The sequence below is a fragment of the Agromyces sp. H17E-10 genome, from assembly GCF_022919715.1.
Classification (GTDB): Bacteria; Actinomycetota; Actinomycetes; order Actinomycetales; family Microbacteriaceae; genus Agromyces.
The window spans coordinates 3,458,388-3,478,489 of sequence record NZ_CP095042.1 but is presented as its reverse complement, the minus strand read 5'-3'; the positions used below and the strand labels follow the sequence as shown (position 1 = coordinate 3,478,489).

The 20,102-nt window shown below is 72.1% G+C and carries 19 protein-coding genes and 1 tRNA gene; 8 read left to right on the top strand and 12 right to left on the bottom strand.

The genetic code is table 11. From position 1 onward, the window contains the following. Positions 1-41: 41 nt before the first annotated feature. Positions 42-123, top strand: a tRNA-Leu gene (locus MUN74_RS15765). A 96-nt stretch (positions 124-219) separates the two neighbouring features. On the opposite strand, the gene MUN74_RS15760 is transcribed toward MUN74_RS15765, so the two are convergent. After that, complete coding sequence (locus tag MUN74_RS15760) at positions 220-1,518, bottom strand: erythromycin esterase family protein (RefSeq protein WP_244853464.1); 1,299 nt, start codon at positions 1,516-1,518, stop codon at positions 220-222. Between the two features lie 256 nt (positions 1,519-1,774). Next, complete coding sequence (locus tag MUN74_RS15755) at positions 1,775-2,650, bottom strand: LLM class flavin-dependent oxidoreductase (RefSeq protein WP_244853463.1); 876 nt, start codon at positions 2,648-2,650, stop codon at positions 1,775-1,777. Positions 2,651-2,873: 223 nt separating this feature from the next. Between MUN74_RS15755 and MUN74_RS15750 the strand changes: the two genes are divergently transcribed. Further along, complete coding sequence (locus MUN74_RS15750; RefSeq protein WP_244853461.1) at positions 2,874-3,638, top strand: DedA family protein; 765 nt, start codon at positions 2,874-2,876, stop codon at positions 3,636-3,638. 51 nt (positions 3,639-3,689) lie between these two features. On the opposite strand, the gene MUN74_RS15745 is transcribed toward MUN74_RS15750, so the two are convergent. Next, positions 3,690-4,823, bottom strand: a complete 1,134-nt coding sequence (locus MUN74_RS15745; protein ID WP_244853459.1) for a response regulator transcription factor — start codon at positions 4,821-4,823, stop codon at positions 3,690-3,692. 113 nt (positions 4,824-4,936) lie between these two features. Between MUN74_RS15745 and MUN74_RS15740 the strand changes: the two genes are divergently transcribed. Continuing rightward, positions 4,937-6,643 carry an FAD-binding oxidoreductase gene (locus MUN74_RS15740; protein ID WP_244853458.1) on the top strand — a complete coding sequence of 569 codons (1,707 nt, stop codon included), beginning with the start codon at positions 4,937-4,939 and terminating at the stop codon, positions 6,641-6,643. Positions 6,644-6,730: 87 nt separating this feature from the next. Continuing rightward, positions 6,731-7,270: a hypothetical protein gene (locus tag MUN74_RS15735; RefSeq protein WP_244853456.1), complete on the top strand. Its 540-nt coding sequence runs from the start codon at positions 6,731-6,733 to the stop codon at positions 7,268-7,270. Between the two features lie 86 nt (positions 7,271-7,356). Here the strand turns inward: MUN74_RS15735 and MUN74_RS15730 are convergent, their stop codons facing one another. Continuing rightward, positions 7,357-8,283 (bottom strand): cation diffusion facilitator family transporter, encoded by a 927-nt coding sequence (locus MUN74_RS15730; RefSeq protein ID WP_244853454.1) that lies wholly within the window; start codon positions 8,281-8,283, stop codon positions 7,357-7,359. A gap of 150 nt (positions 8,284-8,433) precedes the next feature. Between MUN74_RS15730 and MUN74_RS15725 the strand changes: the two genes are divergently transcribed. Then, positions 8,434-9,252, top strand: a complete 819-nt coding sequence (locus tag MUN74_RS15725; RefSeq protein ID WP_244853453.1) for an alpha/beta hydrolase family protein — start codon at positions 8,434-8,436, stop codon at positions 9,250-9,252. A 59-nt stretch (positions 9,253-9,311) separates the two neighbouring features. On the opposite strand, the gene rdgB is transcribed toward MUN74_RS15725, so the two are convergent. The 4 genes from rdgB to MUN74_RS15705 are packed head-to-tail and all read right to left on the bottom strand — an operon-like array spanning position 9,312 to position 12,446. Next, positions 9,312-9,956: an RdgB/HAM1 family non-canonical purine NTP pyrophosphatase gene (gene rdgB / locus MUN74_RS15720; RefSeq protein ID WP_244853451.1), complete on the bottom strand. Its 645-nt coding sequence runs from the start codon at positions 9,954-9,956 to the stop codon at positions 9,312-9,314. A gap of 2 nt (positions 9,957-9,958) precedes the next feature. Beyond that, on the bottom strand, positions 9,959-10,720 hold the full coding sequence (rph, locus tag MUN74_RS15715; protein ID WP_244853449.1) for a ribonuclease PH: 762 nt from the start codon (positions 10,718-10,720) through the stop codon (positions 9,959-9,961). Then, entirely contained in the window at positions 10,717-11,565 is an 849-nt protein-coding gene (gene murI / locus MUN74_RS15710; protein ID WP_244853448.1) for a glutamate racemase, read from the bottom strand. Before murI ends, rph begins: the two co-directional genes overlap by 4 nt. An 11-nt stretch (positions 11,566-11,576) precedes the next feature. Then, entirely contained in the window at positions 11,577-12,446 is an 870-nt protein-coding gene (locus MUN74_RS15705) for a LysR family transcriptional regulator (protein WP_244853446.1), read from the bottom strand. Between the two features lie 67 nt (positions 12,447-12,513). On the opposite strand from MUN74_RS15705, the gene MUN74_RS15700 reads away from it, so the two are divergent. Together MUN74_RS15700 and MUN74_RS15695 are read left to right on the top strand one after the other, a co-directional pair. Next, positions 12,514-13,383 (top strand): EamA family transporter, encoded by an 870-nt coding sequence (locus MUN74_RS15700; protein WP_244853445.1) that lies wholly within the window; start codon positions 12,514-12,516, stop codon positions 13,381-13,383. Positions 13,384-13,393: 10 nt separating this feature from the next. Next, positions 13,394-14,713, top strand: a complete 1,320-nt coding sequence (locus MUN74_RS15695; RefSeq protein WP_244853443.1) for a nicotinate phosphoribosyltransferase — start codon at positions 13,394-13,396, stop codon at positions 14,711-14,713. 7 nt (positions 14,714-14,720) lie between these two features. Here MUN74_RS15695 and MUN74_RS15690 read toward each other — a convergent pair whose 3' ends face one another. The 3 genes from MUN74_RS15690 to MUN74_RS19330 form a co-directional block, all read right to left on the bottom strand. Continuing rightward, positions 14,721-15,008 carry a DUF3039 domain-containing protein gene (locus MUN74_RS15690; RefSeq protein ID WP_244853442.1) on the bottom strand — a complete coding sequence of 96 codons (288 nt, stop codon included), beginning with the start codon at positions 15,006-15,008 and terminating at the stop codon, positions 14,721-14,723. Between the two features lie 88 nt (positions 15,009-15,096). Continuing rightward, positions 15,097-16,671, bottom strand: coding sequence for a hypothetical protein (locus MUN74_RS15685; protein WP_244853440.1), 1,575 nt, complete (start codon positions 16,669-16,671; stop codon positions 15,097-15,099). Beyond that, on the bottom strand, positions 16,647-18,230 hold the full coding sequence (locus tag MUN74_RS19330; RefSeq protein ID WP_370647390.1) for an ABC transporter ATP-binding protein: 1,584 nt from the start codon (positions 18,228-18,230) through the stop codon (positions 16,647-16,649). The genes MUN74_RS15685 and MUN74_RS19330 overlap by 25 nt, the downstream gene beginning before the upstream one ends. A 498-nt stretch (positions 18,231-18,728) precedes the next feature. Between MUN74_RS19330 and MUN74_RS15675 the strand changes: the two genes are divergently transcribed. After that, entirely contained in the window at positions 18,729-19,421 is a 693-nt protein-coding gene (locus MUN74_RS15675; RefSeq protein WP_244853438.1) for a phosphocholine cytidylyltransferase family protein, read from the top strand. Positions 19,422-19,519: 98 nt separating this feature from the next. Here the strand turns inward: MUN74_RS15675 and MUN74_RS15670 are convergent, their stop codons facing one another. Further along, positions 19,520-20,059 (bottom strand): ECF transporter S component, encoded by a 540-nt coding sequence (locus MUN74_RS15670; RefSeq protein ID WP_244853437.1) that lies wholly within the window; start codon positions 20,057-20,059, stop codon positions 19,520-19,522. Positions 20,060-20,102 lie beyond the last annotated feature (43 nt).

Below are 20,102 nucleotides of genomic sequence, written 5' to 3'. Positions count from 1 at the left end.
AGAGCGGTGGGGAGAACGCCGCTTAGACTGAACGGGCACTCGCGGGAGTGGTGAAATCGGCAGACACGCAGGATTTAGGTTCCTGTGCCTTCGGGCGTGAGGGTTCAAGTCCCTCCTTCCGCACGCGACGCGACGCGACGCGAGTCGACTCGGCTCGGCTCGACCCGCCGCCGGCGCCCCCTCGACGACATCGGCCACGAATCCGGTGCGCGACGCACGTCACCCCTCGTCGGTGAGCACCGTGCGCCAGGGGCTGATCCGGTCGACGTGGATCGCGCCGTCGAAGGCCGTCCGCGGTGTCGAGCGGATCTCGCCGTCACCGTTCATCGTCGATCGCGTTCGGTCGAGGAGTCGCGAGAGCGGCGCGTCGTCGTCGAGCCCGCGCCAGCCGACCAGACCGAGCGGGACCCCGGCCGCCGCGAGGAGCGCGTCGAGGCTGTCGGGCGTCGCCGCGTCGAGCCAGTCAGTGAACGGTACCGAATGCCCCGGTCGCCCGTCGGGGCGCGGCCGGTGCAGCCAGACCTCCCCGCTGCCGAACGTCGTCGCGATCGGCACGTAGCCGTCGCCGAGCGACGCGGCCAGGTGCGTACCCAGCGTCGGGTACGGTTCGGTGACGAACGGCGGCGCGAGCATCGGGGAACGCTGGATGTGGCCGTTCGCAGCGACGACGAGGATCCGCTCCTCGCGTTCGAGCAGCGCTTCGACGCTGCGGGCCATGAGCGCGTCGCGCGTGCTCGACGGAGTGATCCCGCCCGCGGAACGTTCGATCATCGCCGTGAGGAAGCCGTCGCCGAGCCGAGCGGTATCGGCGAGGCGTCGCAGCGTCCAGGCCGCCTCGGCGCCGGCGGTCTCGGCGTACTGCGGCCAGAGCGCGTCGATCCGGGAGGCGAGTCGAGCGATTCCCGCGGTGATCGCATCCCGGCGGTCGCCCGGCAACGCCAAGTAGGCGTGCAATGCCGGGGCAGCCCAGGCGATCCCGCCGTCGTCGTCGGGAAGGTAGTCGAACAGTGGTAGGACGCCGGTGCGCACGACCGCCGCGTACCCGGGATCGACTCGGTCGAGGAGGCGCACGATCTCGAGGATCGGACGGGCGCCGCCCGCGCCCGAGGCACCGACGTCGAGGCCGTAGTACCGCGCGGCACCATCGGTGCGCATGGCGTCGAGCAGCGCCTCGGACTCCTCGCAGTCGCCGAAGTGGTAGGTCATGCCCGCACGCGCGACCTCGGCCGCCGACCCCTCGTCGTCGCCGTCGATCCACCGCTGGACGAGCAGTCCCTCGGCGAACCCCGACTCGAGCGCGAGCGCGGTGAAGCCATGGTGCAGCGACAGGTACCGGAAGACCCGATGCCGCAGCGCGAGGAACTCGTGCACGCGATGCATGCTCTCGCCGAGCGCGACGACGCGCGCGCCGCCGATGAGCTCACCCAGCGGGGCGAGATCCGCGAAGTCGTCGCCGTCGGGCTCGACCGTGCGGACCGGATGCAGTGCTGCGCCGACGACGCGAGAGGGTGGTTCCATCGGTCCGAGCGTAGACGTCGAACAGCACCTCGTGCACGGGCGGCGCACGCCGGAACTGCGCACCACTGCACGCGGCTCGCCCCGCGTCAACCCCTCGCGCGGGGGCGTCGATCGTGATGTCCTGAAATGGTCGTAGGGACGACAACCCCCGGTGGTTCGGTCACCGGGATCAGGGGAAATACGGCCCGGGCTCTCGAGATCGACGCGAGCCCGGGCCGACTCCGTGCCGTCGATCGGAACGGCGACCGACGACCCGTCAGCCCTCGATGGCGGGCGGCCCGGCCGCCACGCGCTCGCGCGCATACGGCTCGATGCGCTCGGCCGGGACCGACCAGTCCGTGTCGAGCCACCAGGTGGCACCGGCCTCTGCCCACGGCCGCACGACGGCTGCATCGGCGGCAGCGTCGAGCCCGGCGGTCGTGCCCTCCTGCACCCAGTCGAACGGGCGGTCGGCGACGCCCAGCCGCTCGCGCTCGGCGCGCAGCCACGCCATCGCCTCGGCGCCGATCTCGGGGGTGAACAATTCTCGTTGCGCATCGGGACCGGCAGCGCCCTCGCCGGGCGGCGCGAAGTTCGGCAGCCAGCCGTCGAGTCGTGCGACGCGACGCATCGACTTCGGTCGGGGCCACAGTCCGACCGCCCAGATCGGGATGCCGGGCTGCTGCACGGGCGGCAGGGGCAGCATCTGCTCGGTGCGCCGCACCGTGTAGTGCGCACCCTCGTGCTCGAACGGCTCGCCGCGCCACAGCTTCGGAAGCAGCTCGAGCGACTCGTCGAGCAGTTCGGCGCGCTCGCGTCGACCGGGATCGTGCTCGAAGATCCAGAACCGCTCCTCGACGTCCTCGGGCACGCCGAGCCCCGCCGACAGGACGACCCGACCGCCCGAGAGGCGGTCGACCGTCATCGTCTGGCCGGCGAGCTCCCACGGACGTCGCCGCGGCACCGGCGTGAGCATCGTGCCGAGTCGGATCGACGTCGTGCGCATCGCCGCCGCCGCGAGCACCGACCACGGGTCGGTCGCCCAGATTCCCTCCCAGACGAAGAAGCCGTGCCACCCGTGTCGCTCGGCGAGCACCGCCAGTTCGACCGCGAGCTCGGGATCGGAACCCGGATAGATGAACCCGTATCGCATGCCCGCGACCCTACGCGCGACGACCGACATCCGCCGACCGGTGCCTTCCCGGGCGGCACCCCGACGACGTCGTGCGCTCCAGGCGCTCCTCACCCCACGGGGTGAGACGCGAGTCATCCCGCAGTCGGATGCTGCGCTCAGGGGCCGCTCGGTAGACTCGCGTCGTATCCCCGCCGCCCGCCGACCCGGTCACCACCGGGGTCCGACGACTGGAGCCTTCCGAATGGTCCACACCGCCCTCATCCCGTGGCTCGACCCCGAGACGATCATCGCCTCGGCCGGGCCATGGGCCCTGCTCGTCGTGTGCGCGATCATCTTCGCCGAGACCGGCCTGCTCGTCGGCTTCCTGCTGCCCGGCGACACGCTGCTCGTCATCTCGGGCCTGCTCTCGCACCCCCTCGACGGCTCGCCCGACGGCGTGTTCGGCATCAGCGTGTGGTGGGTGGCGCTCCTCATCGGGGTCGCCGCGTTCATCGGCGGCGAGGTGGGCTACTACATCGGCCACAAGGCGGGCCCAGCGATCTTCGAACGCAAGGAGTCCGGGCTCTTCAGCGTCAAGAACGTCGAACGCACGAACGCCTTCTTCGACCGGTTCGGCGGGATCACGATCATCCTCGCCCGCTTCGTGCCGATCGTGCGCACCTTCGCCCCCGTCGCCGCGGGCGTCGGCCACATGAACAAGTGGATGTACACCCTCTACAACTTCATCGGCGCCGTGCTCTGGGGCTTCGGGCTCACGATGTTCGGGTACGCGATCGGGTTCATCCCGCCCGTCGCGACCTTCGTGCAGAACTACATCGACCTCATCCTGCTCGCCGCGGTCGGCGGCACCGCGGTCGTGACCCTCTGGCACTACCTGCGCGAGCGCTCGAAGGCGAAGAAGGCGGCCGCAGCCGGCGCCGACGTCGTCACCGACGAGGCCGAGGCCGCCCAGCTCGTGCTCGACGCCGACGTGTTCGACCGCGGCCCCAAGCACGACGAGCGCTGAGTCCGGCACACCGCAGGGGTCTGATCGAGGCGGATGCTCCGCTGCTCGGTCTCAGCCTGCGTACCAGCCGCTCGGCGCGACCTCGGAACCCATCCGCGGCACGTACTGGTCGAAGTAGATGCGCGAGATGAGCTCGCGACGGCTGCGCACGCCCGCCTTCTCGAAGACCGACTTCAGGTGGTCCTGCACGGTGTAGGCCGAGACGTGCATCGTCGCCGCGATCTCCTTCGTCTCGACGCCCTGCAGCACGAGCCGCGTGACGTCGCGCTCGCGCGGCGTGAGCCCGAAGGCCGCGACGACGAGCGCGACGATCTCTGGCGGGCGTGCCTCCTCGATCGTGATGACGACGTCGCCCGCGGCACCGTCGGGTCCCGACAGCGGCGAGGCGTGCAGCACGAGCCAGGTGCCCGCCGCCGTGCGCACGCGCGCCCGCGGAATGGGCGAACCGGGCACGGCGAGCATGCGGCGCGCAGCACCGACGAGCGCGGTCACGAGGCTCAGGGGGTCGCCGCTGTGCGCGGTCGTCGCGAGCTGAGCGAGCCGTTCCTCGGCGCCGAGGCTGATCTGCGACACCGCGTCGTCGGCACCGACGATGACGACCGCCGGCCCGCACACGTCGGTCTCGGCGGCGGGTGACGACGCGAGCCGCGTCAGCATGCCCGCGCGCACCCCACGCGCGAACGACTCCGAGAGCGTGCCGAGGAAGTCGATCTCCTCGCGCGAGAACGTCGCGTCGTCGGAGCCGCGGAACATCGCGAGACAGCCCCAGACCCCGGCGCCGTCGCGGAACACGAGGCGGGCCTCGTCGCCGAACCCGTAGATCGGCCGCATCAGCCGGTTCGTGCGCTCGGACCGCTCGACGTCGAGGTCGTCGGATGCGTGCATGCCGATCGCCCGCGACTCCGACCGCGCGAGTGCGCGGAACGAGCTCGGCTCCTCCGCGCCGTACTCGAGCAGGCCGAAGAGCCTGTCGTGCTCGTTGTTCGCGACGAGCGAGCCGTACTTGCGGGCGCTCGTGAGCATCATGGTCGACGGATCGTGCGTGCCGACGCAGGCCCCGACCCACGGCGTGGCCCGCCCGACGGTCTCGGTCGCCTCGGCGATGAAGTCGTCGAGATCGAGCCCGGCGCGCGAGAGCACGTCGAGATCGCCGCGGGCGCGTTCGGCGCGCAACCGGTTGTGCATGCGATCAGTATGCGCCCGGCCGCGGCCGCCGCGACATCCCAGATCACTGGGATCCGGAAATCCCCCCACAACTGGGATGGTCGCCCGCGACCGCCGTCCCGATGCTGGGATCCGTGACCACCACCATCCGCTCCGAACCCGTCGACGACCGCGGCGACCTCGTGCACGCCGACGATCCGACCGCGCAGCTGTGCCTCGCGTTCGTGCGTCTCGAGCACGACATCGTCGGCCGCGGCCTGTCGCTCACGACGCTGCGGAGCCTCCGGGTGCGTAACGCGTCGGCGGAGCCCGACGCCGATCTCCTGGGCATCCTCGCCGAACGACTCGGCCCGGCCACGCGCGGCGTCGTCGTCGAGGTCGTCGCCGACGACCCCGGTCGATCCGCCGGCATGCTCGTGCGACTCGAGGCCACGGTGGCCGCACCTGAACCGCGCCATCACGAAGGAACCAGCATGAACCCGACCCTGACCACCCTCACCGCGCTGCGGGAACTCGAGCACGTCCTCCTGCCCGATGACGCGGGCTACGCGGATGCATGCCGTCCGTGGAACCTCGCGGTCGCCCAGCGCCCGGCGGCCGTCGCCGTGCCGCAGAGCACCGCCGAGGTCGTGAGCGCCGTCGTCGCGGCACGTGCCGACGGGCTGCGCATCGCGCCGCAGAGCACCGGCCACGCGGCATCCGCCATCGCCGATGCACCCTTCGACGACCTGCTCCTCCTGCGCCTGCACGAGCTCACGGGCGTCGAGATCGATCCGGCGGCGCGCATCGCGCGCATCGCGGGCGGCGCGCTCTGGCAGGACGTCGTCGCGGCCGCCGCGCCGCACGGGCTGACGGCGTTGCACGGCAGCGCCGGTGACGTCGCGGTCGCGGGGTACGTGCTCGGCGGCGGCCTCTCGTTCTACGGTCGCGCGCACGGCCTCGCCGCATCGTCGGTGCGGGCGATCGAGCTCGTCACCGCCGACGGCGAGCTGGTCCGCGCGAGCGCCGACGAGCACACCGCACTCTTCTGGGCGCTGCGGGGCGGTGGCGGCGGGCTCGGCGTCGTGGTCGCGATCGAGCTCGACCTGCTGCCGGTCGCCGACGTCGTCGCGGGGATGCTGCTCTGGGACCTCTCCGCGGCACCCGTCGTCGTCCGCGCGTGGGCGGAGTGGACGGGCACGCTGCCCGAGTCGGTCACGACGGCGCTGCGCCTCATGCGGTTCCCGCCGCTGCCCGAGCTGCCGCCGTTCCTCAGCGGCCGAGAACTCGTCGTCATCGACGGCGCGCTGCTCGAGGGCGATGAGCGGGCGGCCGAACTGCTCGCGCCGCTGCGCGCCCTCGCGCCCGAGCTCGACACGTTCGGCCGCATGCCGTCGGCCGGGCTGCTCGCCGTGCACATGGACCCGCCGGCCCCGACCCCCGGCGTCTCCGACCACGTGATGCTGGCCGGGCTCCCGCAGTCGGCGATCGACGCGCTGCTCGCCGCAGCCGGCCCCGGCGTCGCGACCCCGCTCATGGCCGCAGAGCTCCGACACCTCGGCGGGGCGCTCGCCCGCCCGCACGACGGTGCGCTCTCGCACCTCGACGGCGAGTACGCGCTGTTCGCCGTCTCAGCGGCACCGACCCCCGAGCTCGCGGCGCTCGGCGAGCGCGCGACCGCCCAGGTCGCCGACGCGTTGCGTCCCTGGTCGACCGGTGCGGCGTTCCCGAACTTCGCCGAGCGCGCGACGCCGAGCGCGTCGTTCTTCTCGACCGCCGCACTCGAACGTCTCCGGCACGTGCACGACCTCTACGACCCGCGCGGCGCCTGGGTCGCCTCGCACACCGTCGACGGCGACTGAGCCGAACGCAGCCCCGGACGAGTCCGAACCCGAAAACCCGAAACCTCGAAACCTCGAAAACCGAAACCCCGAAGGCAGGAACCACCCATGCGCACCATCCACCGAATGCTCGCCGCCACGCTCATCGCCGGCGCGGCCATCGCCGCGTCAGCGCTGCCCGCGCAGGCGCACGAGGGCGACCACCCGTCGGAACCGACCGCCACGACGCCCGAGATGCACCGCATCGTCGCGAAGGTGCGGGCGGCGACCGCCCGCTTCCACGACGTCGAGACGGCGATCGCCGCCGGCTACGTGCCCGCCGGCGAGTGCGCCGCGAGCCCCGCCGGGGCGATGGGCTTCCACTACGTCAACCCCGCGCTCGTACGCCCCGGCGCCCCGGTCGACCCCGCCCAGCCGCCGATGCTCACCTACGGCCCCTCCCCCTCGGGCGACCTCCGCCTCTGGAGCGCCGAGTTCTTCGAGCCCGACGTCGGCCAGCCCGTGCCGACGCTCGGCACGTACCCGTTCGACGGCCCGATGCCGGGCCACGATCCGGGCATGCCGACGCACTACGACCTGCACGTGTGGGTGGGGGCGCACAACCCGGCCGGCGTCTTCGCACCGTTCAACCCGGCACTGAGCTGCTGACGCGGCGGCGCCCAGCCCCGACCGAGCACGACCGATGCCCGCCCCGCACGCCGGGGCCGGCATCGCTGCGCCACCCGGGCGGCATGTCAGCAGTGCGAGCCCTGCTCCTGCTCCGCCCGGCCCGCGGGCTCGAGCTGGAAGGTCGAATGCGCGACGTCGAAGTGCTCGCTGAGGCATCCGCCGAGTTCGTCGAGGAGCGCGCCCGTGCGTCCCTCCTCGAAGACCTTCGGCTCGACCTCGACGTGAGCGGTGAACACGGGCTGCCCCGACGTGATCTGCCAGACGTGGATGTCGTGCACGGCGACGACGCCCGTGGTGCCGAGCAGGTGGTCGCGGATCTCGGCGACGTCGGTGTCGGCCGGCGCGCCCTCGCTGAGCACCCGCACCACGTCGCGCAGGAGCGACAGTGCGCGCGGCACGATGAGCACTGCGATGCCGAGGGATGCGATGGGGTCGGCGGCGTCCCAGCCGGTGACGAGGATCACGATCGCCGCGACGATCACGAGTGCCGAGCCGATCGTGTCGCCGAGCACCTCGAGGTAGGCGCCGCGCAGGTTGATCGAGTCCTTCGCACCGCCGCGCAGCACGAGCATCGCGGCGATGTTCGCGACGAGCCCGACGACCGCGATCACGAGCATCATGCCGCCCTGCACCTCGTGCGCCTCGCCCTCGGCACCCGAGACGAGCCGTCCGATTGCGCCGATCGTGACGGTGACCGCGACGACGATGAGGATGACGCCGTTGATGAGCGCCCCGAACACCTCGGCCCGGCGGAACCCGTAGGTCTGCCGATCGGTCGCCGGCCTGGCGGCCACGAATGCGGCAACGAGCGCGACGACGAGGCCGATGAGATCGCTCGTCATGTGTCCGGCGTCGGCGAGCAGGGCGAGCGACCCGCTCAGCAGGCCGCCGACGACCTGCACGATCACGAACGCGCCGATGATCGCGATCGCGATCCAGAGTCGGGTGCGGTTCGCGGTCGCGGCGTGGTCGTGGGCGTGATCGTGGGTCATGTCCATTCCAGCGTAGGTCGCCCAGGTGCCCGCGACGGGTCGTTCGCCCCAATCAGGAATGAGTCGCGTTCTCATGGGCATGGCAGCGATGCCCGCCGACGAGGTGCCAGGGGTCGCGGGCTGTCGCCGGTCGGCCCTAGGCTGCCGGACATGTCGTCGCGCCGCCCGCTCGCCATCGCCCTCGCCGTCGGATGCCTCGTCGCCGCGCTCTCCGGATGCGCGGCCGACCCCGACCCAGCTGACGGAGGCCCCTCGGCCGAGGCATCCGCCCCGGCCGCAGCGGACGCCGCGACGGCACCGCAGCCGCCGTCGGAGCAGTGCGGCGACACCGGCGTCGACTCGACCGCGATGCTGCTGCCGGTCGGCGACGCGCAGTTCGACGTCGGAGTCGCAGGCTCTGGCGCGACGACCGTCGTCTTCGCCCACCAGCGCAATCAAGACGAGTGCGGTTTCTGGCCGTACGCCTCGAGCCTCGCCGAGCAGGGCATGCAGGTGCTGCTCGTGAACAACTGCGGCTACGGCGCGACCGAGTGCCCGAGCGGCGCGAACCACGTCGTCGACGACGGCGCCGACGCCATCCTCGCGGCGGCCGACTGGGCGCGCGACCAGGGCGCAGAACGCGTGGTGGCGGTCGGCGCCTCGATGGGCGGCACGGCGGCGATCGTCGCGGGCGGCCGCGACGGCGCCGACGGGCGCCTCGACGGCGTCGCCGACCTGTCGGGGCCGATCTCGTTCCGCAGCTACGACGCCATGGACGACGCACCGGGCCTGACGGTTCCGCTCTTCCTCGCGGTCGCACCCGATGACACGACCGTGACCGTCGACGAGCTGCACCAGCTCGCCGACGCGACGGCGTCGAGCGACGTGACGATCGTCGACGACGGCGTCGGCCACGGCTGGGCCATGCTCACCACCGGCACCGCGTTCAACGCGTTCGCCGATCAACTGACGGCGTTCGTCACCGGCTGAGGTCTTGACACGCTCGCTGCGCTTGCTGCTCGACCACCGAGAAGGAGGCGACGCGCCCGCTACCCGACCACCGAGGCGGCGACCCGCTCGAGCTCAGGGATGAGCGCCTCGAACGCCCGAGCCCGGTGGCTGATCGCGTTCTTCTGCTCGGGCAGCAGCTCGGCCGCCGTCACCTCGTGGCCCTCGGGCTCGAACACCGGGTCGTACCCGAAGCCGTGCGAGCCGCGCGGCTCGTAGGCGAGCGAGCCCCGCCACAGCCCCTCGGCCACGAACTCCTCGTCGGCCGCGGCATTCGCAGCGGCATCCCGGATCAGGCCCGCGGGCACCACGAGCGCGATCGTGCAGTGGAACGCCGCACCGCGGTTCGGCCGGCGCACGTCGCCGAGCTGCGCGAGCAGCAGCCGCACGTTCTCCTCGTCGCCGGCGCGGTGGCCGGCCCAGCGCGCCGAGAAGATGCCGGGCGCCCCGCCCATCACGTCGACCGTGATGCCCGAGTCGTCGGCGAGCGCGATGCGCCCGGTGTGCGCGGCCGCGGCACGCGCCTTGATGAGTGCGTTCTCGGCGAAGCTCGTGCCGTCCTCCACGGGCGAGGGCCCGTCGTACGGGAGCACGGTGAGCCCGGGCATGCGCGCACCGAGGATGCGCTGGAACTCGCCGACCTTGTGCGCGTTGTGGGTCGCGAGCACGACCTCGAGCGCGGCCATGGTCACTCCCCCGCCGCCACGGCGAGGGCCGCACGCTGCAACTCGGCGAGCGACGCGTTGCCGGCGAGCGCGAGGTCGAGCAGCGAGTCGAGTTCGCGGCGGTCGAACGGCGCGCCCTCGGCGGTGCCCTGCACCTCGACGAAGAGCCCGCGACCGGTGGCGACGACGTTCATGTCGGTCTCGGCGCGCACGTCCTCGACGTACGCGAGGTCGAGCATGGGCGTGCCGTCGATGATGCCGACCGACACGGCCGAGACGGTGTCGATGAGCGGCGTCGACTTCTGGCCGATGAACTTCTTGCCGCGTGCCCACTCGATCGCGTCGGCGAGCGCGACGTACGCGCCCGTGATCGCGGCCGTGCGGGTGCCGCCGTCGGCCTGCAGCACGTCGCAGTCGATGACGATCGTGTTCTCGCCGAGCGCCTTGGTGTCGATCACGGCGCGCAAGCTGCGGCCGATGAGGCGGCTGATCTCGTGCGTGCGCCCCCCGATGCGGCCCTTCACGCTCTCGCGGTCGTTGCGCGTGTTCGTCGAGCGCGGCAGCATCGCATACTCGGCGGTGACCCAGCCCGTGCCCTTGCCGTTCAGCCAGCGCGGCACGCCGTTCGTGAAGCTCGCCGTGCAGAGCACCTTGGTGCCGCCGAACGAGATGAGCGCGCTGCCCTCGGCGTGCGCGCTCCAGCCCCGTTCGATGGTCACCTCGCGCAGTTGGTCGGGGGTGCGTCCGTCGGCGCGGACGATCGGGGTGGCGGATGCCTCGGTCATGCGTTGTTCTCCTGTCGCAGTGCGGCACGGTCGGGAAGGGTGATGACGCCCGTCTGCACGAGCTCGACGCTCGGGATCTCGGGGGCGATCAATCGGTGTGCGAGATCGAGGAAGGCGCTCGTCGACTGCCCGGTCGCCTCGTAGCGGTAGGTCGGCGGTGTCGGGCCGCGGCGCTCCATGCCCGTCGAGACGAGCACCCGGTAGACGTCGTTGGCCGTCTCGACGTCGCTCGAGACGAGCGTCACGTCCTCGCCCATGACGTACGAGATCGCGCCCTTGAGGAACGGATAGTGGGTGCATCCGAGCACGAGGGTGTCGACCTCGGCGCGACGCAGCGGTTCGAGGTAGCCCTCGGCGACCGCGAGCAGCTCGTCGCCCGTCGTGACGCCCGCCTCGACGAACTCGACGAACCGCGGGCACGCCTGGGAGAAGAGCTCGAGGTGCGGGGCGGCTGCGAAGGCGTCGTCGTACGCACGCGACGAGATCGTGCCCTGCGTGCCGATGACGCCGACCCGGCCGGTCTTCGTCGTCGCGACCGCACGGCGGACGGCGGGCTGGATGACCTCGACGACGGGCACGTCGTAGCGCTCGCGCGCATCGCGCAGCATCGCCGACGACGCCGTGTTGCACGCGATCACGAGCATCTTGACGCCCTGGGCGACGAGGTCGTCGAGCACGGCGAGCGCGTACCCGCGCACGTCGGCGATCTTCTTCGGCCCGTACGGCGAGTGCTCGAGGTCGCCGATGTAGAGGATCGACTCGTTCGGCAATTGGTCTTTCACCGCGCGGGCGACGGTGAGACCGCCGACCCCGGAGTCGAAGATCCCGATCGGTGCGTCCGTCACGAGGATCTAGCTTAGCGAGCGGGATCGGTCGCGTACGCCTCGCGGATGGCGCGGGCCAGCCTCGTCGTCGCCGGATGCCGCCACGCGCGGTGCCACGCGAGGTGCACCTCGATCGGCGGTGCGTCGGCGACCTCGGCGAAGACGAGCCCGGGCCGAGGGTACTGCTGCGTCGTCGCCGCAGCGGTGACGCCGATGACGTCGCCCGCCGCGATGAGGTCGAGCCAGTCCTCGAAGTCGGTCGTGTCGGTGATGCGGGGCGGCTCGAGCCCCGCATCGGACCACAGCGACGTCGTCGTGGTGCCCGTGTAGCGGTCGACGGCGACCACGAACGGGGTGAGGTCGGCCAGGGCCACGCGGCTCCGGTCGGCGAGCGGGTGGTCGACCGCCATGGCGACGTAGCGGCGCTCGTGGCCGACCACCTCGTCGACGACGTCGGGCACGCGCACGTCGCCCCGGATGACCGCGAGGTCGACGCGACCGTCGGCGAGGCCGGCATCGCGACGATTGACCCGGCTGAGCCGCAGCGGCTCGTCGGGATTCGCACGGTTCCAGGCACGGAGCACGCCCGTGGTGTGCGCCCCGAGGGCCGCCCACGAGTAGCCGAGCCGCACCTGGGCTCGTTCGCCGCGCAGCTCGGCGACGGCGCGATCGAGCTCCGACATCACCCGGCGCGCCGTACCGGCGAAGGCGGCGCCGGCTGCGGTCGGCTCGACACGACGCGTGGTGCGGTGCACGAGCGGGGTGCCGAGCTCGTGCTCGAGCGCGGCGATCGCCCGTGAGACCGCGGCCTGCGAGAGACCGAGGCGAGCGGCCGCCGCGGTGAACGATCGCTCCTCGTCGAGCGCGGCGAGCACCCGGAGATGGCGGACCTCGATATCCATGCATGCAGCGTATCAATCTCCCCTGATTGCATTTCACTTCGTGCTCAATGCGATCTACCGTCGAACCATGGAATCGACACGGGCGGCGACCCTCGCCATGGTGGGCAGCGCGACCTCGGTCGCCGTCGGCGCCGCGATCGGCGCGACCGTGTTCCCGATCGTCGGCCCCGCGGGCGTCGTCGCCCTGCGTCAGGCCGTCGCCGCGATCGCCACCCTGGCCGTCGCGCGTCCCCGTCTGCGGGCGATCGGCTGGCGGCGGCTCCGCCCCGCGTTCCTGCTCGGCGCCGTGCTCGTCGTCATGAACCTCTCGCTCTACGCGTCGATCAGCCGGGTCGGGCTCGGCCTCGCGGTCACCCTCGAGTTCCTCGGGCCGCTCGCGGTCGCGCTCGCCGGGTCGCGACGGCGGCTCGACCTGGCCCGCGCACTCGGAGCCGGCCTCGGCGTCGTGCTGCTCACGGGCACCGTCGCAGGACTCGACCCGCTCGGCATCGCGTTCGGCTTCGTCGCGGCGGCGGCATGGGCCGCCTACATCGTGGTCGGCCAGCGGGCAGCGCTCTCGCTGCCCGGACTCACCGCGAACGCGGTCGCGAACTCGACCGCCGCGGTCGTGACGTCGCCGCTCCTCGTGATCGCGCTCATCGGCGTCGCCCCGGCCGAGCTGCCGCACGTGCTCCTGGCCGGCCTCGCGGTCGGCCTGCTGTGCTCGGCGCTGCCGTACGCGATCGACCTGTGGGCGCTCCGCCGCATCTCGAAGGCCCGCTTCGGCGTGCTGCAGAGCCTCCACCCGGCCGCGGCGAGCCTCTTCGGCTTCCTCATCCTCGGCCAGACGCTCACCGCGTGGCAGCTCGCGGGCATCGCCCTGGTCATGCTGAGCAACGTGGTCGCCGCCGCACGGCCGGTCGCGGCATCCCGGATCAGGTCGGTCGCGACCAACTAGGCTCGGGTGCGTGACCGGCTCAGCTGCCCTCTTCACCGACCGCTACGAACTGACGATGGTCGATGCCGCCCTGCTCGACGGCACCGCCCACCGCGAGAGCCTCTTCGAGGCGTTCGCACGTCGCCTGCCCGACGGGCGCCGGTACGGCGTCGTCGCGGGCACGGGCCGACTGCTCGAACTCATCCAGCGGTTCCGCTTCGACGACGCGGAGCTCGAGTGGCTGCGCGAGCACGAGGTCGTGCGGCCGGCGACCCTCGACTGGCTCGCCGACTACCGGTTCACGGGCGACATCTGGGGCTACCGCGAGGGCGAGGCGTACTTCCCCGGCTCGCCGCTGCTCACGATCCAGGCGACGTTCGCCGAGGCCGTCATGCTCGAGACGGTCGTGCTCTCGACGCTCAACTACGACTCGTCGGTCGCGAGCGCGGCGGCCCGCATGGTCTCGGTCGCACTCGGCCGGCCGATCGCCGAGATGGGCTCGCGCCGCACGAGCGAGCGGGCGGCGATCGCCGCGGCCCGCGCCGCGTACATCGCCGGGTTCGACGCGACCTCGAACCTCGAGGCCGGGCGCACATGGGGCATCCCGACGATGGGCACCGCGGCGCACGCCTTCACGCTCCTGCACGACACCGAGGAGGCCGCGTTCCGCGCCCAGGTCGAGGCGTTCGGCCCGAAGACCACCCTTCTCGTCGACACCTACGACATCACGCGCGGCGTCGAGCTCGCGGTCAAGGTCGCCGGGCCCGAGCTCGGCGCGGTGCGCATCGACTCGGGCGACCTGCCCACCGTCGTCGCCGCCGTACGCGAGCAGCTCGACGCGCTCGGCGCCGTCGACACGAAGATCACGGTCACGAGCGACCTCGACGAGTTCACGATCGCGGGGCTCTCCGGCGCGCCGGTCGACTCCTACGGCGTCGGCACCGCCGTCGTGACGGGCTCGGGCTTCCCGGCCGCCGGCATGGTCTACAAGCTCGTCGCGCGCCGGGATGACGCGGGCGAATGGGTCGCCGTGGCGAAGGCCTCGAGCCAGAAGGCGAGCGTCGGCGGTCGCAAGAACGCCGCGCGTCGTCTCGACTCGACGCGCACGGCGCGCGAGGAGCTCGTGTTCGTCGGCGACGGACCCGACGGCGAGGCCGAGTTCGAGGCCGGCGACCAGCTGCGGCCCCTCATGGTGCAGCTCGTCTCGAAGGGCGAAGCCGACCCGGCGCACCTCGGCGCCGCCGGCACGGCCGCCGCGCGGGCGCACCGCGCCGACGTCATGCAGGAGCTGCCGATCGAGGCGTTCCGCCTCGGACGCGGCGAACCGGTGATCCCGACGAACTACCGCTGACGCGCGACTAGCCGGCGCGCATCTTCTCGTAGATCGCCTTGCACGTCGGGCAGACCGGGAACTTCTCGGGGTCGCGGCCCGGCGTCCACTTCTTGCCGCAGAGCGCCTTGACGGGCTTGCCGGTGATCGCCGACTCGAGGATCTTGTCCTTCTGCACGTAGTGCGAGAAGCGCTCGTGGTCGCCCGGCTCGATCGCCTCTTCGTTGAGGAGCTTCTCGAGTTCGCGGTCGAGGACGTCGGTGCCGCCTCCGGGCTGGCCGGGGTCGGCGATGCTCGCGCGCACGCTGTGGATCATGACGACGAGTCTACGCGCGGCTCGGCGCGCCCCGCCCGCGGCGGCCGCGCTCCGCTGCGGGCCGCGCCCGACGGCATGCGGGACGGGCTCAGGCGCGGATCGCGGCGGCGAGCGTCTCGGGGCCGCGGACGTCGAACACCCGGCCGCCCCACCAGACGCCGACGACGATCGCGATGAGCCCGAGGCCGACTCCCGAGACGAGCGCGGCCGCATGCCAGGCCGGATCGACGAGCACGCCCATGGCGGCGAAGATGAGCGCGGGCGCCGCGATGGCGAGCGAGGCGAGCATCGTGAGCGACTGCACGAGCGCGGTGAGCGCCCCGGTCGCCTGCGGCTGCTGGAACGGGCTGTCGCCCGGCTTCACGGCGGGGTACGGGAATCTCGCCGAGACGACCGACCCCACGCCGAGTCCGGCGAGCAGCAGCGCCGTGCTCACGCCGAGGAGCGACGGCAGCAGCCGCCAGTCGTCGAGCGCGAAGACCGTGACGGCGCTGCCGAGGCCGATGACGAGCACGCCCGCAAGGAGCACCGGCACCAGCCGCCCGAAGCGATCGGACACGCCACGGACGCCGGAAACGACGTGCAACCAGATGGCCGTCGAGTCGTACGCCGTGTCGTTGTGCAGGCTCCAGCCGAGGAAGAGGCACATGAGCGGCACCGGGATGAGTCCCAGGTACTGCGTCGGCACGCCCGCGACGCCGAGCGGCACCATGACGAGGATCGGGACGATCGGGATCATGACGACCGAGACCCAGTAGCGCGCGTCACGGAACCAGTACGTGAAGCTGCGCGCGGCGACCGCTCCGGTGGCGCCGTGCGGCATCCGGTCGAACCAGCCGAGCCCCCGATAGCTCTTGGCCGACGCCTCGCGGCCCGGGGTCACGAGCATCTTCGCGACGAGCGCCTGCCACGCGAGCCAGATCGCCCCGAGCGTCGCGAGCGCGATGATGAGCTCGAGCAGCGCCGGCCCCCACGCGCCGGCAGCAGCGTCGCCCGGCGCGGCGAACGCCGCACCGAACGGGGTCCACCCGAGCACCCCGCCCAGCACCGACAGGATGCTCTGGCCCTCGTTCGCCCAGTCGGCCGTGGCGATCACCACGATGATCGGCGAGAGCATGACGATGAGCAGCAGGCCGATGACACCGAGCAGCTCGCGCGCGCGCCGCGTCGAGAGCAGGAACGAGGCGAGCGCCGTCGTCACCCGCGCGAGCAGCAGGCAGCTCGCGAACGCGAGCGCCGCCGAGATGAGGGCGAGCAGCGTCTCGGCGACGCCGCGCGACCAGGTCACGACCGTGCCGAGCAGCACGATGCCGAGCACGAGCGCCGGAATGCCGACGAGGCCGGCGACCGCGAGGCTCAGGGCGAGCGTGCGGTCGGGCAGGCCGAACAGCGCGAACTTGCGCGGATCCATCGTGTCGTCGGTGCCGAACACGAGCGGGAAGACGATGAAGCCGACCATCGTCGCCGCCCCCGCGATGACGAGCGCGTTGCGGATGGTCTCGACATCGCCCACCACACGCAGCGCGACGAGCGAGAGGAAGAGCAGGATCGCGAGGCCCAGCCCGTAGACGAGGCCGAGCACGATGCCGACGACCTGCCAGGTGCTCCGTTTGAAGATGTTCGCCAGCAGGCGCAGTTTCAGTCCGAGAAACTGTGCAACCATTCCATGCCTTCCGCAGCCTTGCGCCCGCCCGCGAGCTCGACGAATCGGTCTTCGAGGGTCTGGCCGGCTCGCACCTCGTCGAGGGTGCCGGCAGCGAGCACGCGGCCCGAGACGATGATCGCGGCCGAGTCGCAGACGCGCTCGATCAGGTCCATGCCGTGGCTCGAGAGCACGACCGTGCCGCCGCCCGCCACGTAACGCTCGAGGATCTCGGTGAGGTTCGCGGCCGACACGGGGTCGACCGACTCGAACGGTTCGTCGAGCACGAGCAGCCGCGGCGAGTGGATGAGCGCGCATGCGAGCGCGATCTTCTTCGTCATGCCGGCGGAGTAGTCGGCGACGAGACGGTCGACCGCGTCGTCGAGCCCGAACGCCGTGATGAGGTCGGCGCTGCGTTCGCGCACGGTGCGGTTGTCGAGACCGCGCAGCACGCCCGAGTAATAGAGCAGCTGGCTGCCGGTCAGCCGGTCGAACAGTCGCAGCCGGTCGGGCAGCACGCCCGTGATGCGCTTCGCCGCGCGCGGGTCGGCCCACGCGTCGATGCCGTGGATGCTCACCGTGCCTGCGTCGGGACGCAGGAGACCCGTGACCATTGAGAGCGTCGTCGTCTTGCCGGCGCCGTTCGGGCCGACGATGCCGTAGAACGAACCGGCGCGCACCGACAGGCTGATGCCGTCGACCGCGGTGTTCTCGGCGAAGCGCTTCACGAGACCCGTGATCTCGAGCACGCGCGGTGCGTCGGCGGGCGGCGCGGGCCGGGCGACGCGCAACGTGCGCTTCTTGCGCGGCGCCGGCGCCTTCTTCGCGGGGATCACGGTGACCGCCTGTGCCGCGATGGTCGGGGCGGATGCCTCGGCCGGCGCCTCGGCGCCGACCTCGGCCTGGGCGTCCGCGCTCTCCACGGCGGACGACTCCGCGACCGCGGACGACTCGGCGACGGCGGCGGTGGCGTCGACAGGCGTGTCGGCTGAATCCGCGCCCGCCGCGTCAGCGGTCGCGGTGTCAGCAGTCGCCTCCTCAGCAGGCACCTCGGCCGCGGTCGCCTCGTCGCCGACCGCCGCGTCAGCGGTCGCCGTGGAGATCGCCGCGGCCGTCGGCAGGCTGCCGGCGCGACGCTCGGTCGTCGCCTCGAGGTCGACGTCGTCTCGGTTCGGCGCATCGGCTGCACCGAAGGTCGACGCCCCCGTCGGCTTGCGCGGACCGCGTTCGGCCGCGGTGGTCTCGGTCGTGAGCGATGCGGCGACGCGCTGCGACTGGCGGTGCGCCGACGCCGAGGCGGCGGCGCGGCTGCGTGCCTCGGCCGTGCTCGCCGCGCTCGACGCGCGCGCAGCCCCGGTCGATCGCTGGGCGGCGCTGCGCGCAGAGCTCGCCGACGACGACGCGGCCCGCGATGCGCCGCTGCGCTTCGATCCGCCCGACTCGGGAGCCTGCGCGGCCTCGGGGTCCGCCGCCTCGGTCGCTGCACCTGCGGCCGCTGCGGCCGCCTTGTTCGCCTTGCGGGTGGCCGCGGCCTTCTTCGCCGCGGCGGAGCGCGCGGCCGAACGCTCGGCCGCGGTCATGGTCGACTTCGACTTCGCCGACTTCGACGCGGCCTTCTTCTCGGCCACCGAAGCGCCCTGCTCGGAAGCGCTCGAGGCGCCGCCCGACTTCGCGTTCGACGTCGGGCTCGACGCACCGGCGCCCGTCGACGGGGCGCCGGCGTCGACGCCGCCGGCCGACCCGGTCGCGGCACCACCCTGATCGGGTGCCCCCGCACCGGTGCCTTCGGCAGCTTCGTCGTCGTGGTCGGAACGCGAAACGGAAGTCACCAAGCCAACTTACCAACGACCACCCGCCGAGCGCGCCCCCGTGGACGGCCGCGCTTTCTGTGCATCACCTGTGCGTCACATCACGATCCGACTACGACCCGACGGCCGGAATGGCCCGTTCGACCGCGCCGCCGATAGTCTTGAGCACGGCATAACGGCGTGTCCATATGTGAACTTCCGGATGAACTCCGGGCGAACACCTCGGTTCGAGGCGCCCGGCGGGGGCATCCGACCACCGAAGGAGATGCAGTGACCACCCAGATCGTGATTCTCGCAGCCGGCATGGGGAGCCGGCTCGGGCGATCCCTCCCCAAGCCGCTGACCGAGCTCAGCGATGGCCGCACCATCATGCGCCAGCAGTTCGACAACATCGAGCACGCGTTCGGCGGCACCGCCGACGTGACGATCGTCGTCGGCTACAAGCTCGAGCACATCATCGAGGCGTTCCCGCAGGCGTCCTTCGTCTACAACGAGGAGTACGACCAGACGAACACGTCGAAGTCGCTCATGCGCGCGCTCGCGGCGTCGCAGCAGGGCGGCGTGCTGTGGATGAACGGCGACGTCGTCTTCGACCCGGCGATCCTCGACCGGGCGCTGCCGCTCATCGCGCGCGACCAGTCGTTCGTGACGGTGAACACCGCGAAGGTCTCCGACGAAGAGGTCAAGTACACGACGAGCGCCGAGGGCTACATCAGGGAGCTCTCGAAGACCGTCAAGGGCGGCCTCGGCGAGGCCGTCGGCATCAACTACATCGCGAGCCGCGACAAGTCGACGTTCCTCGCCCACCTGCAGCGGGTCGGCGACCAGGACTACTTCGAGCGCGGCCTCGAGCTCGCGATCGAGCAGAACGGCCTCCTCGTCGAGCCGATGGACGTCTCCGACCTCTACGCGGTCGAGATCGACTTCGCCGAAGACCTGGAGCGCGCGAACCACTTCGTGTGACCTGCAGCACACAGCGCAACAGCGAAGAGCGGATGCCCCGAGGCATCCGCTCTTCGTCGTTGCAGAGCCACGCGGTCGTTGCCGGGGCGCCGCCTCGCTCAGGCGAGGCTGCGCGCGACGCCCGCCCGTGACAGCGCGCTCGCGATGAGCCGGCCGAGCCAGGTGAAGAAGACGGGGCTGAGCGCGAACATCGCGAGGTAGATCACCCAGAACCACGGCGCGTAGTGCTCGGGCCCGAGTGCGATGAACGTGCCGACGGCGAGCACGAGCCCCGAGCCGCCGGCTGCCGCGTAGAAGAGCCACGGCGACCACGAACGGTATCGCGTGATGAAGAACGGGAGCTCGAGGAGGGCGCCCACGAGCAGGCCCGTGAGGAGGAAGCGCCAGATCCACTGCGGAGCGAACGCGGCGCCGACGAGGCCGGCGATGAAGCCCGTGAGGATGCCGACGCCCGGACGCTTCAGGAGCGCGAGCGCGACCGCGCTCGGCAGGAAGTGCGAGCCGATCGTGATGCCGTAGAGCATGGGCGCGAGTCCTGCGACGAGGGCGGCGAAGTAGCCGGCCCCCGCGGCGATGAGCCCGCCGCCGACGCCGATCGCGGCGCAGCTCAGGATGACGCGGGTGCTGGTGCGGTGCACGGGTGCACGACTCCTTCCGACCGGGCTCGGCAGGTCGCCACCC

Excerpts from the sequence above, each read along its gene's own strand:
- MUN74_RS15750 (WP_244853461.1), top strand. The coding sequence starts at position 2,874 with ATGGTCCACACCGCCCTCATCCCGTGGCTCGACCCCGAGACGATCATC.
- MUN74_RS15735 (WP_244853456.1), top strand. The coding sequence starts at position 6,731 with ATGCGCACCATCCACCGAATGCTCGCCGCCACGCTCATCGCCGGCGCG.
- rph (WP_244853449.1), bottom strand. The coding sequence starts at position 10,720 with ATGACCGAGGCATCCGCCACCCCGATCGTCCGCGCCGACGGACGCACC.
- MUN74_RS15725 (WP_244853453.1), top strand. The coding sequence starts at position 8,434 with ATGTCGTCGCGCCGCCCGCTCGCCATCGCCCTCGCCGTCGGATGCCTC.
- MUN74_RS15685 (WP_244853440.1), bottom strand. The coding sequence starts at position 16,671 with ATGGTTGCACAGTTTCTCGGACTGAAACTGCGCCTGCTGGCGAACATC.
- MUN74_RS15730 (WP_244853454.1), bottom strand. The coding sequence starts at position 8,283 with ATGACCCACGATCACGCCCACGACCACGCCGCGACCGCGAACCGCACC.
- MUN74_RS19330 (WP_370647390.1), bottom strand. The coding sequence starts at position 18,230 with ATGACCGCGGCCGAGCGTTCGGCCGCGCGCTCCGCCGCGGCGAAGAAG.
- MUN74_RS15755 (WP_244853463.1), bottom strand. The coding sequence starts at position 2,650 with ATGCGATACGGGTTCATCTATCCGGGTTCCGATCCCGAGCTCGCGGTC.
- MUN74_RS15700 (WP_244853445.1), top strand. The coding sequence starts at position 12,514 with ATGGAATCGACACGGGCGGCGACCCTCGCCATGGTGGGCAGCGCGACC.
- MUN74_RS15690 (WP_244853442.1), bottom strand. The coding sequence starts at position 15,008 with ATGATCCACAGCGTGCGCGCGAGCATCGCCGACCCCGGCCAGCCCGGA.
- MUN74_RS15745 (WP_244853459.1), bottom strand. The coding sequence starts at position 4,823 with ATGCACAACCGGTTGCGCGCCGAACGCGCCCGCGGCGATCTCGACGTG.
- MUN74_RS15705 (WP_244853446.1), bottom strand. The coding sequence starts at position 12,446 with ATGGATATCGAGGTCCGCCATCTCCGGGTGCTCGCCGCGCTCGACGAG.
- MUN74_RS15760 (WP_244853464.1), bottom strand. The coding sequence starts at position 1,518 with ATGGAACCACCCTCTCGCGTCGTCGGCGCAGCACTGCATCCGGTCCGC.
- rdgB (WP_244853451.1), bottom strand. The coding sequence starts at position 9,956 with ATGGCCGCGCTCGAGGTCGTGCTCGCGACCCACAACGCGCACAAGGTC.